Origin of the sequence: Cellulosimicrobium sp. NPDC057862 (assembly GCF_042797035.1) — a bacterium.
Lineage (GTDB): Bacteria > Actinomycetota > Actinomycetes > Actinomycetales > Cellulomonadaceae > Cellulosimicrobium.
This window is the reverse complement of record NZ_JBHVMH010000021.1, coordinates 40,407-58,726: the sequence shown is the minus strand read 5'-3', so window position 1 is coordinate 58,726 and position 18,320 is coordinate 40,407. Positions and strand designations below refer to the sequence as shown.

13 protein-coding genes and 1 riboswitch are annotated in these 18,320 nt (G+C 75.1%); of the genes, 7 read left to right on the top strand and 6 right to left on the bottom strand.

Going from position 1 to position 18,320, the window contains the following annotated elements; genetic code table 11:
* Positions 1 to 247: 247 nt before the first annotated feature.
* The 3 genes from ACFVN3_RS18710 to ACFVN3_RS18700 form a co-directional block, all read right to left on the bottom strand.
* Positions 248 to 1,738, bottom strand: a complete 1,491-nt coding sequence (locus tag ACFVN3_RS18710) for an MFS transporter (RefSeq protein WP_378234480.1) — start codon at positions 1,736 to 1,738, stop codon at positions 248 to 250.
* Positions 1,739 to 1,797: 59 nt separating this feature from the next.
* Positions 1,798 to 3,138, bottom strand: coding sequence for a M20/M25/M40 family metallo-hydrolase (locus tag ACFVN3_RS18705; RefSeq protein WP_378234479.1), 1,341 nt, complete (start codon positions 3,136 to 3,138; stop codon positions 1,798 to 1,800).
* Between the two features lie 85 nt (positions 3,139 to 3,223).
* Positions 3,224 to 3,847 carry a hypothetical protein gene (locus ACFVN3_RS18700; RefSeq protein WP_378234477.1) on the bottom strand — a complete coding sequence of 208 codons (624 nt, stop codon included), beginning with the start codon at positions 3,845 to 3,847 and terminating at the stop codon, positions 3,224 to 3,226.
* A 137-nt stretch (positions 3,848 to 3,984) separates the two neighbouring features.
* On the opposite strand from ACFVN3_RS18700, the gene purN reads away from it, so the two are divergent.
* The gene (purN, locus tag ACFVN3_RS18695; RefSeq protein WP_378234476.1) at positions 3,985 to 4,626 is read left to right on the top strand and encodes a phosphoribosylglycinamide formyltransferase; all 642 of its coding nucleotides are present in this window, start codon (positions 3,985 to 3,987) and stop codon (positions 4,624 to 4,626) included.
* Here purN and ACFVN3_RS18690 read toward each other — a convergent pair.
* Entirely contained in the window at positions 4,623 to 5,204 is a 582-nt protein-coding gene (locus ACFVN3_RS18690) for an ArsR/SmtB family transcription factor (RefSeq protein ID WP_378234475.1), read from the bottom strand. The genes purN and ACFVN3_RS18690 overlap by 4 nt on opposite strands.
* 102 nt (positions 5,205 to 5,306) lie before the next feature.
* On the opposite strand from ACFVN3_RS18690, the gene ACFVN3_RS18685 reads away from it, so the two are divergent.
* Together ACFVN3_RS18685 and purH are read left to right on the top strand one after the other, a co-directional pair.
* Entirely contained in the window at positions 5,307 to 6,740 is a 1,434-nt protein-coding gene (locus tag ACFVN3_RS18685) for an MFS transporter (protein ID WP_378234473.1), read from the top strand.
* 3 nt (positions 6,741 to 6,743) lie between these two features.
* A riboswitch (ZMP/ZTP riboswitch) is annotated at positions 6,744 to 6,832 on the top strand.
* Between the two features lie 62 nt (positions 6,833 to 6,894).
* On the top strand, positions 6,895 to 8,577 hold the full coding sequence (gene purH, locus ACFVN3_RS18680; protein WP_378234472.1) for a bifunctional phosphoribosylaminoimidazolecarboxamide formyltransferase/IMP cyclohydrolase: 1,683 nt from the start codon (positions 6,895 to 6,897) through the stop codon (positions 8,575 to 8,577).
* A 63-nt stretch (positions 8,578 to 8,640) separates the two neighbouring features.
* Here purH and ACFVN3_RS18675 read toward each other — a convergent pair whose 3' ends face one another.
* Positions 8,641 to 9,999, bottom strand: coding sequence for an NAD(P)/FAD-dependent oxidoreductase (locus ACFVN3_RS18675; protein WP_378234471.1), 1,359 nt, complete (start codon positions 9,997 to 9,999; stop codon positions 8,641 to 8,643).
* A gap of 54 nt (positions 10,000 to 10,053) precedes the next feature.
* Here ACFVN3_RS18675 and ACFVN3_RS18670 point away from each other — a divergent pair, with 54 nt between their 5' ends.
* Positions 10,054 to 10,482 (top strand): DUF3017 domain-containing protein, encoded by a 429-nt coding sequence (locus ACFVN3_RS18670; RefSeq protein WP_378234470.1) that lies wholly within the window; start codon positions 10,054 to 10,056, stop codon positions 10,480 to 10,482.
* Positions 10,483 to 10,553: 71 nt separating this feature from the next.
* Here ACFVN3_RS18670 and ACFVN3_RS18665 read toward each other — a convergent pair whose 3' ends face one another.
* Positions 10,554 to 11,636: an MIP/aquaporin family protein gene (locus ACFVN3_RS18665; RefSeq protein WP_378234469.1), complete on the bottom strand. Its 1,083-nt coding sequence runs from the start codon at positions 11,634 to 11,636 to the stop codon at positions 10,554 to 10,556.
* 375 nt (positions 11,637 to 12,011) lie between these two features.
* Here ACFVN3_RS18665 and ACFVN3_RS18660 point away from each other — a divergent pair, with 375 nt between their 5' ends.
* The 3 genes from ACFVN3_RS18660 to ACFVN3_RS18650 all read left to right on the top strand — a co-directional run bounded on the left by ACFVN3_RS18660 (position 12,012) and on the right by ACFVN3_RS18650 (position 18,182).
* The gene (locus ACFVN3_RS18660; RefSeq protein ID WP_378234468.1) at positions 12,012 to 13,229 is read left to right on the top strand and encodes an NADP-dependent isocitrate dehydrogenase; all 1,218 of its coding nucleotides are present in this window, start codon (positions 12,012 to 12,014) and stop codon (positions 13,227 to 13,229) included.
* A 164-nt stretch (positions 13,230 to 13,393) separates the two neighbouring features.
* On the top strand, positions 13,394 to 14,380 hold the full coding sequence (locus tag ACFVN3_RS18655; protein WP_378234467.1) for a malate dehydrogenase: 987 nt from the start codon (positions 13,394 to 13,396) through the stop codon (positions 14,378 to 14,380).
* A gap of 160 nt (positions 14,381 to 14,540) precedes the next feature.
* A complete protein-coding gene (locus tag ACFVN3_RS18650; RefSeq protein ID WP_378234466.1) occupies positions 14,541 to 18,182 on the top strand; it encodes an ATP-binding cassette domain-containing protein in 3,642 nt (1,213 codons plus the stop codon).
* Positions 18,183 to 18,320: the final 138 nt, after the last annotated feature.

The following is an 18,320-nucleotide window of genomic DNA, read 5'->3' as shown; positions in this document are numbered from 1 at the left end:
GACGACGCCGGGCGGGGTGGGTGGTGGTGCCGCGTCGTGGCGGGCCTGGCGGGAGCCGCGAGGAACGAGCGGCGGATGGTAGACGCGGCACCACCACCCGCCCCGACCACCCAAGGTGACCAGACCGCCGTCGGGCAGGACCACGGTTCTACCTCGCGCGACCGCGGTTCTCTCTCGGCCGACCAGCGTTCTGCTTCGGCGGACTGCGGTTCTCCCTTTGGCTGAGCGAGGTTCTTTCTCGGGAGATTTAGGCGGTCGGTGACGTGGTCGCAGGTACGCCCTCGACGGGGGCCGCGGCGGCGGGGTCGGTGAAGGCCTGGCGCGGCACGACGGCGAGCAGGAGGACGGCGGCGACGAGCGCCGTCGCGCCGCACACGACCCAGACGGTGACGTACCCGCCGAACGAGCCGGCCGTGCTCTCGGTGGCGCCGCCCTGGAGCGCGGCGCCCGCGAGCGCGATGCCGAAGACGCACGACGCGATCGCGCCGCCGACGGTCTTCACGGAGTTCGTCAGGCCGGTCGCGACACCGGTGAGGGTCGGGGGAGCGGCCGCCGCGGCGGCCGCGGGGAGCGCGGCGACGAGAGCGCCGGAGCCGAGCCCCACGACGACCATGTTGGTGAGCACGTTCGCGTACGTCGCGTGGAACGGCAGGAAGAGCAGGAAGCCGACTCCCACGAGGGTGGAGGCGCCCACGAGGGTGAGGCGCGGCGTCGCGCGGCGTGCGACCCGGGGGTAGGACAGCGCGCCGACGATCATGCCGATCAGGTAGACGCCGATGAGCAGGGACGTCTGGAAGCCGGTCGTGCCGAGCCCGTACCCGTGCTCGGCGGGGTCGGTGCGCGCGAACGTCGACAGCGGCGCCTGGGCGCCCAGCACGGAGACGCCGAACAGGCCGGCGGTGAGGAACACCGGGCCGAGCGTGGGGGAGCGGAACATGCGCACGTCGACGAGCGGGTCGTCCTGGCGCAGCTCCCACCGGGCGAACGGCCACAGCAGCGCGACGCCGAGCACGACGAGCGCCCACGGGGCGAACGCGGCGACGCCCTCGAGGCGCAGCAGGCTGAGGCCGCCGGTGAGCGCGAGGAGCGCAAGCGAGACGAGCACGAGGCCGACGGTGTCGAAGCGCCCGCCCGCAGGGTCGGGCGACTCCTTCACCCCCAGGAGCACGACGACGAAGCACACCACCACGAGCAGCGCGGGCACCAGGAGGACGATCCGCAGCGGCAGCGCGTCGACCAGCGCACCGCCCGCGAGCGCGCCGAGGATCGCGCCGGTCTCGAGCGCCGCGACGAGGATGCCGGCCGCCCGCGCGGTGACCGCGGCGGGGTTCGCCAGGCGCCGGGCGCGCGACCACACGAGCGCGATCTCCAGCGGCAGCCACACGACGTAGAACCCCTGCACGGCCCACGCCACGAGGAACACCGCGAACGAGTCCGTGAACGGCAGGACGAGCGACGCGGCCGCCGTGACCGCCGTCGACCACAGGAGGATGCGGCGGTGGCCGACCATGTCGCCGAGCTTGGCCAGCGGGGGCACGACGAGCGCGGACAGCATGAGCTGGGAGCCCTCGAGCCAGTTCACGTCGGCGTCGTGCACGCCGAGGTGCCGCGCGATGTCCGTGAGCATCGGCGTGTAGTAGCCCTGGAGGACGCCGCTCGTCAGCTCGACGAAGGCGAGGAACCCGACGACGCCGGCGAGGGTCGAACCCGCGAGGCGCCCGGTGAGCGAGCGAGCCATCGCTGCTCCTTCTGCGTGGGGAGGCGCGCGTCGTCACGCGCCCCGGAGGTGGGGGAGCGTCAGGGTAGCCGCTCGAGGAGCGCGCGGTGGAACCGCTCGCCCCGCTCGAGCTCGGCGACCTCGACGCGCTCGTCGACGCCGTGGATGGTGGCGCGCAGCTCGGCGGACATCGCGAGCGGCGCGAACCGGTACACGGCGGGCGAGAACCGGTGGAAGTGCCGCGCGTCGGTCGCCTGCATCGTGATGTACGGGGCGGGCAGCGCGTCGGGGTGCGAGACGCCGACGCACGCGGCGAGGAGGGCGAACCGCTCGTCGTCGACGGGGGACTCGGGGGAGGGCTCGCTGCCCTCGACGACCTCGATCTGGACCTGCGGGTCGTCGACGCGCCGGCGGACGCGCTCGACGGAGCCCGCGAGGGTCTCGCCGAGCGCGATCCGCAGGTTGACGGTCGCGGACGCCTGCGACGGCAGCACGTTCGCGGCCGTGCCGCCGGAGAGCATCGTCGGCGCGACGGTCGTGCGGACGATCGCCGCGGCCTCGCCCCCCATCGCGGCGAAGGTCTGCGCGGACACGGGCGGCGCTGCGGCCAGGGCGCGCAGCGCGGTGCGCGCGGGCCCGGTCGCACGGTCGGAGAACAGGCGGAGCATGCGCGAGATCGCGACGGGCGCGCGCGCCGGGAAGGTCCGCGGGCCGAGGCGCTCGACGGCGCGCGCGACCCGCCGGACCGCCGTCGTCGTGGGCGGGGCGGAGGCGTGGCCGCCCTCGCCGCGCGCGGTGAGGCGCAGCGTGAGCACGCCCTTCTCGCCCACGCCGATCATCGCGGCGCTCCCGGGGACGAGGGGGAGCGGGGAGTCCGTGACCGCCCCGCCCTCGTCGAGCACGAGCCACGGGATCACGCCCCGCTCGTGCAGCGTCGCCGCGATCGCGGCGGCGGCCGCGCCGTGCGACTCCTCGTTGCCACCGAACGACAGGTAGACGTCGCGCGCGGGCGTGAAGCCCGCCGCGAGCAGGTTCTCGACCGCCTCGAGCACGACGACGAGCGGCCCCTTGTCGTCGAGCGCGCCACGCCCGTGGACCCAGCCGTCGGCGACGCGCCCCTCGAAGGGTGGGTAGGTCCAGTCGTCGCTCTCGTCGACCGGGACGACGTCGTAGTGCGCCATGAGCACCACCGGCGGCTCGCCGGAACGCCCGCGCCAGCGGTAGAGCAGACCGAGGTCGGTGATGCGCTCGCGGTCGAGGTGCTCGTGGACCAGGGGGTAGAGCTCGGGGAGGAGGTCGACGAGCTCGTCGAAGGGCGCGAGCCCGCGCTGCTCCAGCTCGGCGGACACCGTGGGGATCCGGATGAGCCGGGCGAGGCGCTCGTCGGCACCGGGCCGGGGGGACACGGAGGCGGTCGTCATGCGCTCACCCTAGAGACTCCATGTCACGAGCAGGTGACGGAGTCTCAGGCCGTGTCGGCGGACGAACCCGGCGCGTCGCAGGCGGTCAGGAGGACGCGGGGGCGGGCGTGGGGAACCAGCGGGCGAACTTCTCCTCGAGCGCCTGGGTCCGCTCGACGTCGCAGCGCTTCTCCGCCGAGACGGTGATGGCACCGTCGAGGCACTGCTGGTGCGCCAGCGCGACGTCCCAGGTGACGAGCGTCGACACCATCTGGAGGGCGAGCATGGCGGAGAGGCCGACCCCGATGCCCAGCGCCGGGACGAGCGCCCCGCGCACGCGAGCACGCCAGACGGCCATGAGCGCCCGGATGCCCACGACGATCGCCCCGAGCGCGAGCGCGAGACTCACGGCCTGCCACGGGAACGGCATCGTGCTCACGACGATCACCGCGAGCAGGAGCAGGCCGAAGTGCAGCACGCGTCGCGTCGCCTGCCGTGCGAGCTCGGGGTCCGGCTCCGGCGGCTCGGGCGGTGCCGGAGGCCGGGCGTCGGCGGGCGCCTGCAGGTCCGGCCAGCCCGGCGGGGGCGGGGGGAGCGGGGCACCCGGGCCGGGGCCGGCACCCGGCGGGACCGGTGCGTCCGGACGCGGACCCTCCTCCGGCGGCTGCGGCGGCTCGGGACGGGGCTGCTGCGGCGCGTCGGGACGGGGCGGTGCGTACGGGTTGCCCACGGGCAGCTCCTCGGTCGGTCGGGCGGCTCGCGGTACATTCTCCCATCGGAGGCCGGGTGCCCGGGAGGGTGCCCCGCCCCTCCCGCCGAGCCCGACGCTCGAGCCGCCCCGAGCCACCCCGACCCCGCAGGAGCACCGTGCAGACGCCGTCCGGCCACCCCGTCGAGTCCACCTCCGCCTCCCGTGTCGTCGTCCTCGTCTCGGGCGCGGGCAGCAACCTCGCCGCGATCCTCGCCGCGCACGACGACGCCGCCTACGGGGCGCGCGTCGTGGGCGTCGTGTCGGACAAGGCCGACGCGGGCGGTCTCGACCTCGCCCGCGAGGCCGGGGTCGCCGCCGTCGTCGTGGCCCCGGGGGACTTCGACGACCGGTCCGCGTGGAACGAGGCGGTCGCGCAGGCGGTCGACGTCTTCCGGCCGGACCTCGTGGTGCTCGCGGGCTTCATGCGCATCCTCGGACCGGCGTTCGTCGGGCGCTTCGCGGGCCGCACGATCAACACGCACCCGGCGCTCCTGCCGTCCTTCCCCGGCGCCCACGGCGTGCGGGACGCGCTCGCGTACGGGGTGCGCGTCACGGGGTGCACCGTCCACGTGGTCGACGACGGCGTCGACACCGGGCCGATCATCGCCCAGGTCGCCGTCCCGGTCGAGGACGGCGACGACGAGTCGTCGCTCCACGAGCGCATCAAGGTCGCGGAGCGCGCGCTGCTCGTCGAGACGGTCGGCCGGGTCGCGCGCGAGGGGCTGCGCGTGGAGGGCCGGCGGGCCCTGCTCGGCTAGGCGCCGGGCTCCTCCTCCGGAGTGCTGTCCGCGGGCGGGAGGTCGCGCGGCGCGAGCACGGCGAGGGCCTGGTAGGTCTCGCGGCGCTCCTGGGGCGCCGCACGCCCCTCCTCGAGCGAGCGCGTGGTCCAGCGCTCGAGCAGCTCCGCGATCTCGTGGGACATCGTCGCCGCCTGCTCGGCGGTGAGCACGAGCGTGCTGAGCGCGAGGATCCGGTCGTCGCGCGCCCCGGTCTCGCTCCCGCGCCGGAACGTCTCCTCGGCCCAGGCAAGGGCCGGGCGCACCACGTGGCGCACCGCGTCGGGCGTCCCCGGCTCGACGGCGTAGCTCTGCGCCACGTTCTTCCACACCCGGTCGCGGCGGTCGCGCGCGTGCTCGGGCGCCTCGACGATCATCCCGGCCTTGGCGAGCACCCGGAGGTGGAAGCTCACGGAGTTCGCGGGCTCTCCCGTCGCCTGGGCGAGGTCCGCCGCGCGCGCGTACCCGAGGACGGCGAGCTCCACGAGGATGCGCTGCCGCAGGGGGTGCGCGATCGCCCGCAGCGCCGCGGGGTCCTGGACGCGGAAGGTCTCGAGCACAGGCCGAGGCTAGCAACGCCCGGGTCTGTGCACGCGATGGTGCGCAGAGACAAGTGCGCAACGGCTATTGCGCAAGAAGAGTTGCGCACCTAGGTTCGTGCCATGACGAACCCGCCTGCCGCCTCGGTCGAGGACCACCCGCCCACCGGCCCGTCGTCGACGGCGGCGGATCCCGCCGTCCCGGACCCTGCCGCCCCGGACGCCGTCGTGCCGGACGCCGTCGTGCCGGGCGTCGCCCCGGGCGGTGCGGTCCCGCCGTCGCTCCTGCGCAACCGGTCGTACATGCTGCTCATGACGGGGATGACCGCGGAGTCGCTCGGTGCGGGCGTCGCGCTGTTCGCCGTGCCGCTCGTCGCCTACGGGATCACGGGATCGGTCGTGCAGGCGGGCGTCGTCGCCGCCGTCGGTCAGCTCGGGGCGCTCCTCGCGACGCTGCCCGCCGGCGTCGTCGCGGACCGGGTCGACCGGCGCCGGCTCATCACGGTGGCCGCGGGCGTCGGCGCGGCGCTATGGGCGACCGTCGCGCTCGCCGCGGCGCTCGGCTCGCTCACCGCCTGGCACCTCGCGGCCGTGCTCTTCGGGGCGTCGGTCGTCGGGGCGCTCGTCGACCCGGCCACGAGCGGGGCGTTCCGCTCCGTCGTGCCCGTCCCGCAGCTGCCGACCGCGCTCGCGGCCGTGCAGGGCCGGGACGCCGTCGCGAGCCTCCTCGCCGGGCCCCTCGGCGGCGTGCTCTACGCCGTCGCGCACGCCGTCCCGCTCGCCGCGGCCGCGATCGGGCACCTGGCGACCGCCGTCTGCACGGGGTTCGTGCGCGAGCCGCTCAACGGCGACGTCGCCGCGGCGCGCGCGACCCGCCCCGCGGAGGCGCTGCGCGAGGGGCTCCGTTTCGTGTGGTCCGTGCCGCTCTTCCGCGCTCTCCTCGGCCTGTTCGTCGTCATCAACGTCGCGTTCGGCGGCCTCATGGTCGGCATCAACCTCGAGCTCGTGCGCACGGGCACCGCGCCGCTCCTCATCGGCCTCGTCGACCTCGCGGTCGGCCTCGGCGTCCTCGTCGGCGCGGTCCTCGCGCCCCGGCTCGTCGCGCGGCTCCGGGCCGGCGTCCTCGTGGTCGGCTCGCTCGGCACGCTGGCGGCCGGTGCTGTCGCGATGGCGGCGCTGAACACGTACGTCGGGTACGTCCTCCTGCTCCCGCCGGCGCTCCTCCTGGTCCCCGCGGCGAACGCCTGCCTGTCCGGCTACGCGGCCGCGATCACCCCGCCGCAGCTCCAGGGGAGGCTCTCGTCGGTCCTGGGGCTGACCGGCCTCGCCGCCGGACCCCTCGTGCCGCTCGTCGGGAGCGGGCTCCTCGAGCGGTTCGGGCTCGGGACGGCGCTCGTGGTGCTCGCAGGGCTCCTCGTCGTCACCGTCGCCGTCCTCAGCACGGTCCGGTCGCTCTGGCGGGTCGGCACCCCGGACACCTGGGCCGACGACGCGGCCGCCCTCGCCGCGTCGGGCGTCGTGCCGGGCGAGCCCGCGCCGGCCGGGCCGGGCCGGTAGACTCGTCCCGGCCGCGACTGGCGAGGGTGGGAACGACCACCGGGGAGCGGCCGGATCAACCTGCTGGTGCGTCGACCGCCTGGGCGCCTGGGTTCAGCCACTCGGTACCGGTGCACCGCCGGACCGCGACCGCGACCCAGAGGAGCCCCTCGTCATGTCCCACCCGGCCCCGCACGTGCCTTCCGCCCCCGACGTCCAGCTCGCCGACGACGCGCAGCGCCCCGTGCGGCGGGCGCTCCTGAGCGTCTACGACAAGACCGGCCTCGTCGAGCTCGCGACCGCGCTCCACGCGGCAGGCGTCGAGCTGGTCTCCACCGGCTCCACCGCGTCGACGATCGCCGCCGCGGGTGTGCCCGTGACGAAGGTCGAGGACCTCACCGGGTTCCCCGAGTGCCTCGAGGGCCGGGTCAAGACGCTCCACCCGCGCGTGCACGCCGGGATCCTCGCGGACTCGCGCAAGGCCGACCACCTCGCGCAGCTCGACGAGCTCGGCATCGCGCCGTTCGAGCTCGTCGTCGTCAACCTCTACCCGTTCGCCGCCACCGTCGCGTCGGGCGCGGGCCCGGACGAGGTCGTCGAGCAGATCGACATCGGCGGGCCCTCGATGGTCCGCGCGGCCGCGAAGAACCACCCGAGCGTGGCCGTCGTCGTCGACCCGGCCCGGTACGACGACGTCGTGGCGGCCGTGCAGGCGGGCGGCTTCACCTACGCGCAGCGCAAGGCGCTCGCGGCCGCCGCGTTCGTGCACACCGCGACGTACGACGTCGCGGTCGCGTCGTGGATGGGCAGCGTCGTGGCGCCGACCGACGCGGTCGAGACCGACGGCGAGACCGTGAGCACCGGGTTCCCGGCCTGGATCGGCGCCACGTGGGACCGCGCCGACGTGCTGCGCTACGGCGAGAACCCGCACCAGCGCGCCGCGCTCTACACCCAGGGCCACGGTGCGAGCGGCCTCGCCCAGGCGGCGCAGCTCCACGGTAAGGCCATGAGCTACAACAACTACGTCGACGCCGACGCCGCCTGGCGTGCTGCGCACGACCACGACGCGCCCGCCGTCGCGATCATCAAGCACGCCAACCCGTGCGGCATCGCGGTCGGCACCGACATCGCCGAGGCGCACGCCCGCGCCCACGCGACCGACCCCGTCTCGGCCTACGGCGGCGTCATCGCCGCGAACCGCGTGGTCACCAAGGCGGCCGCAGAGCAGATCGCGCCCGTCTTCACCGAGGTGGTCGTCGCGCCGGGCTTCGAGCCCGAGGCGCTGGAGGTCCTCCAGGCGAAGAAGAACATCCGGCTCCTCGTCGTCGACACCCCGCCGACGACGTCCGTCGAGACCCGCCCGGTGAGCGGCGGGCTGCTCGTGCAGAGCACCGACCGGGTCGACGCCGTCGTGACGGACGCCGACGGGAACGTCACCGGCGGGGACGACCCGCAGCACTGGAACCTCGTCACCGGCGAGGCCGCCGACGACGCGACGATCGCCGACCTCGCGTTCGCGTGGCGCGCGATCCGCGCCGCGAAGTCGAACGCGATCCTCCTCGCGCACGACGGCGCGGCCGTCGGCGTCGGGATGGGGCAGGTCAACCGCGTCGACTCGTGCCGCCTCGCGGTCGAGCGCGCGAACACGCTCGCCGAGGGGGAGGAGCGGGCACGCGGCGCCGTCGCGGCGTCCGACGCGTTCTTCCCGTTCGCCGACGGTCTCCAGATCCTGCTCGATGCCGGCGTGCGTGCCGTCGTCGCTCCGGGAGGCTCGATCCGCGACGCCGAGGTGGTCGAGGCGGCGCAGGCGGCGGGCGTGACGATGTACTTCACCGGGACGCGCCACTTCGCGCACTGAGACGAACCCTCGCTCGACGGCCCCGCCGGTCCTCGGACCCGCGGGGCCGTCGCGTCCCGGGCGTCAGGCGAGCGCGTCGCGCAGGCGGCGGGTCGGGTCGAGCGCGACGTCGAGGTCGACGCGCAGGCGGCCGGTGCGGTTCATCGCCTTGCGCACGGGGCCGACGTCGCGCGGCGAGTCGACCAGGAGGACCGCCCGGACCTCGGTGACCCGACCGTCCGGGGCGGCGTCCGACGTCGCGCCGACGTGCGACCCCGGGGGGAGGTAGAACGCGGCCCAGCCCTCGTGGCTGGTGGTCCCGCCCGACGGGTCGCCGCGGAAGAGCACGTCGTCGGCCTCGTCGGGCACGCCGAACAGGGCGAGGTCGTGACCGAGCTGCTGGGAGAACACGTACGGGGCGTGCCCCGGTCCGGTGTCCTCGTCGCCGAGCATCGCGGCGACCGTCGCGTCGGGGTCGTGGAGCGCGGCCGACCAGTGGCCGCCGGGGACGGCACCGAGCACGGGGTGCTCGCGGGTCGCGCAGTCGCCGACGGCCCAGAGCCCGTCCAGCCCGCGCACGGCGCCGGTCGCGTCGACGGGGACGCTGCCGCGCACGTCGCGCGGGACCGCGCCGTCGAGCCAGTCCGTGGCGGGGCGGGCGCCGACGGCGGCCAGCACGAGGTCGGCCGCGAGCTCGCGCCCGTCGGCGAGCCGGACGCCGTCGGGACGGACCTCCGCGACCGCGGCGCCGGTCACGAGCTCCGCGCCGACGGCGGCGTACCAGGGCGCGAGGTGCGCGCCGACGCCCGGTCCGAGCTGGCGCCGGAGCGGGGTCGGTGCCGCCTCGAGGACCGTGACGCGCGCGCCCGCGCCGGTCGCGACCCCGGCCAGCTCGGCACCGATCCAGCCCGCGCCGACGATCACGAGGCGGAGGCCTGGCCGCAGCGCGCCGCGCAGGTCCTCGGCGTCCCGCGCGGTGTGCAGGAGGCGGGCGTGCTCCCAGCCGGCGGGCCGCACGGGCGTGGAGCCGACCGCGAGCACGACGGCGTCGGTGGCGCGGCGCTCGCCCGACCGGGTCGTGACCTCCCACGAGCCGCCCTCGGGCGCGGAGCGACGGTCCAGCCGTACCGCCGGGTCGGCGAGGCGGACCTCGTCGGCGAGGGCCTCGACGTCCACGCCGAGGTCCTCGGCCAGCCATGCCGGCCGCGGGCGGCTCAGGAGCTCCTTCGACAGCGGCGGCCGGTCGTAGGGAGGCACACCCTCGGCGCCGAGGAGCGTCACCCGTCCGGCGTACCCCCGACGTCGGAGCGCGCCGACGGTCTGGGCGCCCGCGAGGCCGCCGCCCACGACGACGACCGACGAGGGCGGCTCCGGGACCGCCGCGGGGCGGTCTCCGCGGTGCGGAGCGGGGGGCGGGAGGACCGGCGGCTCGGCGGACGACATGCACGTCACGCTAGGCCACGACGGTAGGCTTCCGGGCGTGGAAGGTGCAGCAGCGTGACCGACGTCACCGCGGACGGGGGGACGCGCCACCGCCCGCCGACGACGCTCGCGCCGGCGTGGCACCACGTCGACGACGAGCCCGGAGACCGGGAGCACCCCGTGCGGGCGCGGCCCGACGACGAGACCCGGCCGCCGGTCCCGGAACCCCCCGCGAGCCTCGCCCCGTCGCGCCAGCCGGCGATGTGGCTCGTGCTCGCGGGCGTCGCGGTCTCGACGCTCGTCGCCGTGCTCGTCGGCGCGCGCGCCGGTTGCTTCACGCTCGCCGCGCTGCTCGCCGTCGCGGGGGTGTGCCGGGCGGCCATCCCGGGCCCCGGCCCCGTCGGGATCACCGTGCGCTCGCGCGGCCTGGACGTCTTCTTCTTCCTCGCGCCCGCCGTCGCCATGGCGTTCCTCGCGCTGAGCCTCGACCAGGGCGAGATCTGACCCCTCGGCACGGCAGACGACGACGGGCCCGGACCGCGGTCGCGGTCCGGGCCCGTCGGGCGTGCGGGACGTCAGGCCTTGGGGGCCTCGTCCGTGCCGGGGGCCTCGCCCGCCGCGGGCGCCTCGGGCTCGTCCACCTCGACGACCTCGACGACCTCCTCGACCGCGACGACGTCGCCGTTCTCGTCCGTGACGACGACCTCCTCCTCGACGACGGCGGCGACGGCACCCGCACCGGCGGCACCGGCGGCGCCGGCCGCCGCGGAGTACGCCGGGGCCTCGGCCTCGGTCAGCGTGACGACCTGGTCCTCGCCGAGGAGGTCGTCCTGCTTCGGGGCGAACGCGAACGCGCGGTAGAAGAGGCCGGCGATCGCCGCGCCGAGGAGCGGTGCGACCCAGAAGACCCACTGCTGCTTCCACAGGTCGCCGTCGCCGGCGAAGACCGCCGAGGCCATCGAGCGGGCCGGGTTGAGCGACGCGTTGGTGATCGGCGCGGCGACGAGGATGAGCGCGGTGAGCGTGAGGCCGATGACGACCGGCGCGTACTGGACGCTCGCGCGCTTGTCGGTGACGCCGAGGATCACGCCCACGAACACGGCGGTGACGATGGTCTCGACGAGCAGCGCCTGCACGAGGCCGAACTCCGTGCCGCCCTGCGACGCCGTCGCGAGCGAGGAGAAGCTGCCGTACCCGTTGGCGGTCGCGACGAACACGCCGCCCCGACCCTCCTGCCCGAGGAGCTGCGGGAGCGTCGAGGGCACCGTCGCGAGCAGGACGAGCCCGGCGAGGATCGCGCCCACGAGCTGGGCGACCCAGTACGGCAGGACGTCGCGCCACGCGGTGCGGCCGCCGATCGCGGCGCCGAGCGTCACGGCCGGGTTGAAGTGGCCGCCCGACACGTTGCCGACGGCCGCGGCGCCCGCGATCACCGCGATGCCGCCGGCGAGGCCGACGGCCAGGGCGTTCTGCTGGCTGACGAACGTGTAGAGCGCCACACCCACGATCGCGAGGACGAGGAAGAACGTGCCGAAGACCTCGGCGCCGAGACGCGCGAGGAGGCTCGGCTGGACGACGGCGACGGTCTCCGTCGGCGCGGGGCGCGGGTCGTCGACGAAGCCCTCCGGTGCGCCGGGAGCGGTGGTGTCCTGGGACATGATGATCCTGTCTGGTTCGGTGGGTACTTCGGGCAGTCCCGGCCCGGCCGCCACGGTGCGGCACCGGGGAGGCGGTCGGGACGACGGCACGATGCCTGACCGAGTGCCCGGCCATTCCGGCATCTGGGGGCATCTTGCCACCACCACCCGGGAGATGTGTGGAAATCAGCGGTGCTCCACCTGAGAACGGACGTCCCGTCTCACGATGCGGTCGGTTCGCCCGGGGCCCGCGAAAGTATCTTGATGTCGAGAAGTCGAGTACCCTGGACCGCGGTCAGCAACGCCCCTGCGTGCGACGGACCGGGCCCCACGGGCCGCACGGTCGCCGTCCGGCTCCCGGGGGCACCAGTCCCCGACAGTTGGAGCGATCTGCGCATGGGCAAGATCAAGGTCGTCAACCCGGTCGTCGAGCTCGACGGCGACGAGATGACGCGCATCATCTGGCAGTTCATCAAGGACCGCCTCATCCACCCGTACCTCGACGTGGACCTCAAGTACTACGACCTGTCGATCCAGAACCGCGACGCGACGGACGACCAGGTCACCATCGATGCCGCGCACGCGATCAAGCAGTACAACGTGGGCGTCAAGTGCGCGACGATCACGCCCGACGAGGCGCGCGTCGAGGAGTTCGGCCTGAAGAAGATGTGGGTCTCGCCCAACGGCACGATCCGCAACATCCTCGGCGGCGTCGTCTTCCGCGAGCCGATCATCATCTCCAACATCCCGCGCCTCGTGCCGGGCTGGAACAAGCCGATCATCATCGGCCGTCACGCCCACGGCGACCAGTACAAGTCGACGAACTTCAAGGTCCCGGGCCCCGGCAAGATCACGATGACGTTCGAGCCGGCCGACGGCTCCGAGCCGCAGAAGTTCGACGTCGTGACCATGCCCGAGGAGGGCGGCGTCGCGATGGGCATGTACAACTTCAACGAGTCGATCCGCGACTTCGCGCGCGCCTCGTTCGCGTACGGCCTCCAGCGCGAGTACCCCGTGTACCTCTCGACGAAGAACACGATCCTCAAGGCCTACGACGGCGCCTTCAAGGACATCTTCCAGGAGGTGTTCGACGCCGAGTTCGCCGAGGCGTTCGCCGCGAAGGGCCTCACCTACGAGCACCGCCTCATCGACGACATGGTCGCCTCGGCCATGAAGTGGGAGGGCGGCTACGTCTGGGCCTGCAAGAACTACGACGGCGACGTCCAGTCCGACACCGTCGCGCAGGGCTTCGGCTCGCTCGGCCTCATGACGTCCGTCCTCATGACCCCGGACGGCCAGACCGTCGAGGCCGAGGCCGCGCACGGCACCGTGACGCGCCACTACCGCCAGCACCAGCAGGGCAAGCCGACGTCGACGAACCCGATCGCGTCGATCTTCGCCTGGACCCGCGGCCTCATGCACCGCGGCAAGCTGGACGGCACGCCCGAGGTCACCGAGTTCGCGCAGACCCTCGAGGACGTCGTCATCAAGACCGTCGAGGCCGGCCAGATGACCAAGGACCTCGCGCTCCTCGTCGGCCCGGACCAGGAGTGGCTGACGACCGAGGACTTCCTCGCCGCGCTCGACGAGAACCTCAAGGCGCGCCTGGCCTGAGCCTCGGTCAGAGCCTGCCCGACGGCGGCGCCCCCCTTCGCAGGGGGCGTCGCCGTTCGTCGTCCTCGTGCTCGGGTCGTGATGAGCGGCTCCCTCCTCGGCGGCCCCGCTCGCGGTGAGGCCGACGGGCCTCCGACCTGGGCGCGTTGTGGGAGAGTGAGCGCATGACTTCCCCCGTGAACGTGACGGTGACCGGCGCGGCCGGTCAGATCGGCTACGCACTGCTCTTCCGGATCGCGTCGGGCCAGATGCTCGGCCCCGACACCCCCGTGCGCCTGCGCCTCCTGGAGATCCCGCAGGGCGTCAAGGCCGCGGAGGGCACCGCGATGGAGCTCGACGACTGCGCCTTCCCGCTCCTCGCGGGCATCGACATCTTCGACGACCCGACCGCCGCGTTCGAGGGGACGAACGTGGCGCTGCTCGTGGGTGCGCGACCGCGCGGGCCGGGCATGGAGCGTGGTGACCTCCTGGAGGCCAACGGCGGCATCTTCAAGCCGCAGGGCCAGGCGATCAACGCGGGTGCGGCGGACGACGTCCGCGTCCTGGTCGTCGGCAACCCGGCGAACACGAACGCGCTCATCGCGGCGTCGAACGCGCCGGACGTGCCGAAGGGCCGGTTCACCGCGATGACGCGCCTCGACCACAACCGCGCGCTGACGCAGGTCGCGAAGCGAGCGGGCGTCCCGGTGTCCGAGGTGCGCAAGGTGACGATCTGGGGCAACCACTCGGCGACGCAGTACCCGGACATCTTCCATGCGGACGTCGCGGGGACGCCGGGCGCGCAGCTCGCCGAGGACCGCGGGTGGCTCGAGGAGACGTTCATCCCGACGGTCGCCAAGCGCGGCGCGGCGATCATCGACGCGCGGGGGGCGTCCTCGGCGGCCTCGGCCGCGAACGCGGCGATCGACCACGTGCGCGACTGGGTGCTCGGCACGCCGGAGGGCGACTGGACGAGCGCGGGCGTCGTGTCGGACGGGTCGTACGGGGTCCCGACGGGCCTCATCTCGTCGTTCCCGGTCGTGTCCCGCGGCGGGTCGTGGGAGATCGTCCAGGGCGTCGAGCTGTCGGAGTTCTCGCGCGGGCGCGTCGACGCGTCGGTCGCGGAGCTCCAGGAGGAGCGACAGGCCGTGGAGCAGCTCGGGCTCGTCTGAGCCCGGCTCCGGTCGCGCGGTCCGAGGCACGGTCCGGACCGCGGGACCGGGGACGGTCCGGGGGCCGGACGGGGGCGACGGTGCGGGGTGTTCGGGGGCGGGTGACCGGGCGGAAAATCGCTGCGCCCGCGGGGGTGGGGCGCCGTAGGGTCGACGGGCCATGATCGACGCCACCCTGCCGACCGAGCAGCCCCCGAACCCCCCGGCCACCCCGAACCCCACCCCGGCGGCGGGTGCGTCGCGCGCACCCGTCGACCCCGCCCGCCGTCTGGACTGGCGGCGGCTGCGCGGGCCGCTGGCAGTCGTCGCGCTCGTCGCGCTCACGCTCGGTGCGGTCGGTGCCGCGCTCGGGACCGTCATCGCGGGCTGGCTGGCCGACGACCCGACGACGGCGACGCTCCAGCTCCTCGCGGTGTGCGTCATCGGCGCGGCGCTGCTCGACACCGTGGGCCAGGTCGTGTGGGCCGGGGTCGTGGACCGGGCCGAGGGCCGACTGCGCGGCGACCTGCTCACGGCGGCCTTGCACCAGCCGCTCGCCACGCTCACGGAGCAGGCGGTCGGCGAGGTGCTCGACCGTGTCGACGACGACACGCACGCGGTGGGCACGCTGGTGCGCCGCCAGCTCTGGGGCGCGGGCCGCACGGTCGTCGGCGTCCTGCCGATGTGGGTCGTCGCGGGCCTGACCTGGTGGCCGGCCTGGATCCTCTTCCCGGCGCTCGGCGCCCTGGCCGCCGTGATCGTGCGGCCCATGCTCGGGGAGATCGCGCGCCGCAAGGTGATCGAGGAGGCCGCCTGGACGGACCACGCCGCCGCGTTCGAGGAGTCGGTCGCCGCGCGCGACGACCTGCGCACGAGCCTCGGCCAGTCGTTCGCGGTCCGGCGCCTCGCCGAGCGCTCGGCCGCCGTCCACCGGAAGTTCGGGGCCGTGCTCGTCGTCGAGTCGCGCATGCTCCGGCGCGCGGGCCTCGTGCTCGCGTCGCTGCTCGCCGGCGTCGCCGTCGCGGGCGCCGCGCTCGCCGCGGACGGCGACCTCGGCGTCGACCGTCTCGTCACCCTGTTCCTCGTGACGGCGATGTTCGTCGGGCAGGTCGACAACCTCGTCCACCACCTGCCGGACATCCAGGAGGGCATCGGCGCGCTCACGCGTATCCGGCAGATGCTCGCGGTCGAGCCCGAGCCGACGGGCGGGCGCTCGCTGCCCGCCGGGCCGGTCGGGATCGAGCTGCGCGACCTCCACTTCTCCTACGCCGAGGGAACGTTCGCGCTCGACGGCGTGAGCCTGCGGGTACCTGCGGGCGAGACGGTCGCGCTCGTGGGACGGACGGGCTCGGGCAAGTCGACGCTCGCGTCGCTGCTCTCGCGTGCGGTCGAGCCACCGCGCGGCGCGGTGCTCCTGGGCGGGGTCGACGTGCGCGACCTCGACCTCCAGGCGCTGCGCGCCGCGGTCGGGGTCGTCACGCAGCGGACCGAGATCCTCGCGGGCACGCTCGCCGAGAACGTCGCGCTCTTCGCGGACGTGCCGCGTGCCGACGTCGAGGCCGCCGTGCGCGAGCTCCGGCTCGACGACTGGGTCGCGGGACTGCCCGAGGGCCTCGACACGCTGCTCGGCCCCGGCGGGACGTCGCTCTCGGCGGGGGAGGAGCAGCTCGTCGCGTTCGCACGGCTGCTCGTCCGCGACGTGCAGGTCGTCGTGCTCGACGAGGCGACCGCGCGCATGGACCCGCTCACGGAGGCGCGGGTCGTCGCGGCCTCGGAGCGGCTGCTCGCGGGGCGGACGGGCGTGCTCGTCGCGCACCGCCTGACCACGATCGAGCGCGCCGGTCTCCTCGCCGTCCTCGACCACGGCCGGGTCGTGCAGCAGGGCGAGCGGGCCGCGCTCGCGCGCGTCGCGGGCCCGTACCGCGACCTTCTCGCGGCGAGCGTCGCCGAGGAGGCCGCGACCGACGCCTTCGGCACGCCTGCCGGTACGGGCGCCGACCTGCTCGACGGTGCCGACGCATCCGGCGGACCCGACGGGTCAGGTGTCCCCGAGGGCGTCGAGACCTCGGGCCAGGACCGTGCCGCGGAGGCGGTCGGGGGTCGCCGACGGCGAGGCGAACCGCCGGCCCTCGCGGACCCCGGTGACGGGCCCAGCCTCGCGCGCGGGGTGCTGCACGCGCTGTTCGTGCGCCCCGCGTGGGGCGTCGTGGGCGCCCTGCTGTTCCTGGCGACGAGCCTCGTGTCGGCGCAGGGCGCCGTCACGGGCTTCCTCTGGGGCCGCGCGGTGCAGGACCTGGACGAGGGCTTCCCGGCACAGCTTCTCGTGCCGCTCGCCGTGCTCCTGGTCCTCGCGCCGCTGTGCCTCGCCTGGGCGCTGTACGTCTACCCCCGCTGGTGGATCGAGGTGCTGCTGCGCGTGCGCATGGCGGTCATGGCCGGCCAGACGCGCCAGCACCGGCTCACCGCGACGCCACCGGGCGAGGTGGTCGCGCGCGCCATGGACGCCGACCGCTTCGTCCGGTACGCGGACCGGTGGGTCGACTTCGTCAACGGCCTCGTCATCGCGGGGGTCACGGCGCTGCTCAGCGGGTCGTGGCTCGCGGGCGCGGTGCTGCTCGCGGTGATGGTCGTGTCCGCGGCGGCCTCGGCGCTCGGGCGCCCGATCGCCGGCCGGTCGGCCACGCGGTCGTCCGCGGCGCGTGCTCGGTTCGGGCGCGCGCTGGTCTCGGCGCTCGACTCGGCGCGCACGGTCAAGCTCGCCGCGCGGACGCCGCAGGTGCACGCGCACCTGCGCGACGTCGACGGGGGCCGCGTGCGGGCCGCGATCTTCGAGCACCGGGTGCAGGCCGCGCTCGACGGCGTCCCGCTCGTCATGATCCAGCTCGGCGTGGTCGCGGCGTGGGCGGGGCTGCTGACCGGCACGTGGGACCTCGCGACGGCGCTCCTGGTCGCCAACGCGGTGACCGGCTTCGGCTGGTTCGGCGTGGTCGCGGGGGCGGTCGTGACGGAGGCGCCCGGCACGCGCTCGTGGCAGCGTGCCACGAGCCGGTTCGCCGCCGGCACGGACCTCATGGACCTGCCGCCCGGCGTCGACCTCCTCACGGGCGAGGCCCCCGTGCCCGACCCGGGCCCGCGCCGACCGCTCGAGCGGCTCGAGCTGGCCGACGTCACCGCGCTGCACGACGACGGCACGATCGGCGTCCAGGGCGTCGACCTCGCGGTGCGCCGCGGTGAGCTCGTCCTCCTGCTCGGGCAGGTCGGGGCGGGCAAGTCGAGCCTGCTCTCGGCGTTGTCGGGCCTCATGGAGCACACGGGCCACATCCGGTGGAACGGGACCGACGTCGTCGACGCCCAGACGTTCCTGCGGCCGGGGCAGGTCGCCCACGTGGCGCAGGTCCCCCGCGTGCTCTCGGGGTCGTTCGCGGACAACGTGCGGCTCGGGCACGAGCGCGACGTGCACGGACCGGTCGCGGCCGCGCGCCTGGAGCGCGACGTCGTCGAGGCCGGGGGCCACGAGGCCCTGGTGGGGCACCGCGGCGTCCGGCTCTCGGGCGGCCAGGTGCAGCGGCTCGCCCTCGCGCGGGCGCTCGCGACCGACGCCGAGCTCCTCCTCGCCGACGACGTGTCGAGCGCGCTCGACGCGGCGACCGAGATCGAGCTGTGGACCTCGCTCCGGGAGCGGGGCACCACCGTCATCGGTGCGACGTCGAAGCGGGCCGCGCTCGCGCGCGCGGACCGCGTCGTCGTGCTCGACGAGGGCCGGGTCGCCGAGGTCGGGCCGTGGAGCGACCTCGCGCCACGCTGGGGTCACCTGGCGGGCTGACCTCGCTCCCCGCCGAACCCGGGGTCGCTCCTCACCGGACACGTTCCGAGAGGAGCGACCCCGGGTTCGGCGTCTTCAGGAGGTGGTGCAGGAGAGGTGCGCGCCCTGGTTGCCAAACCTTGCTGCAACTTTCTGCAA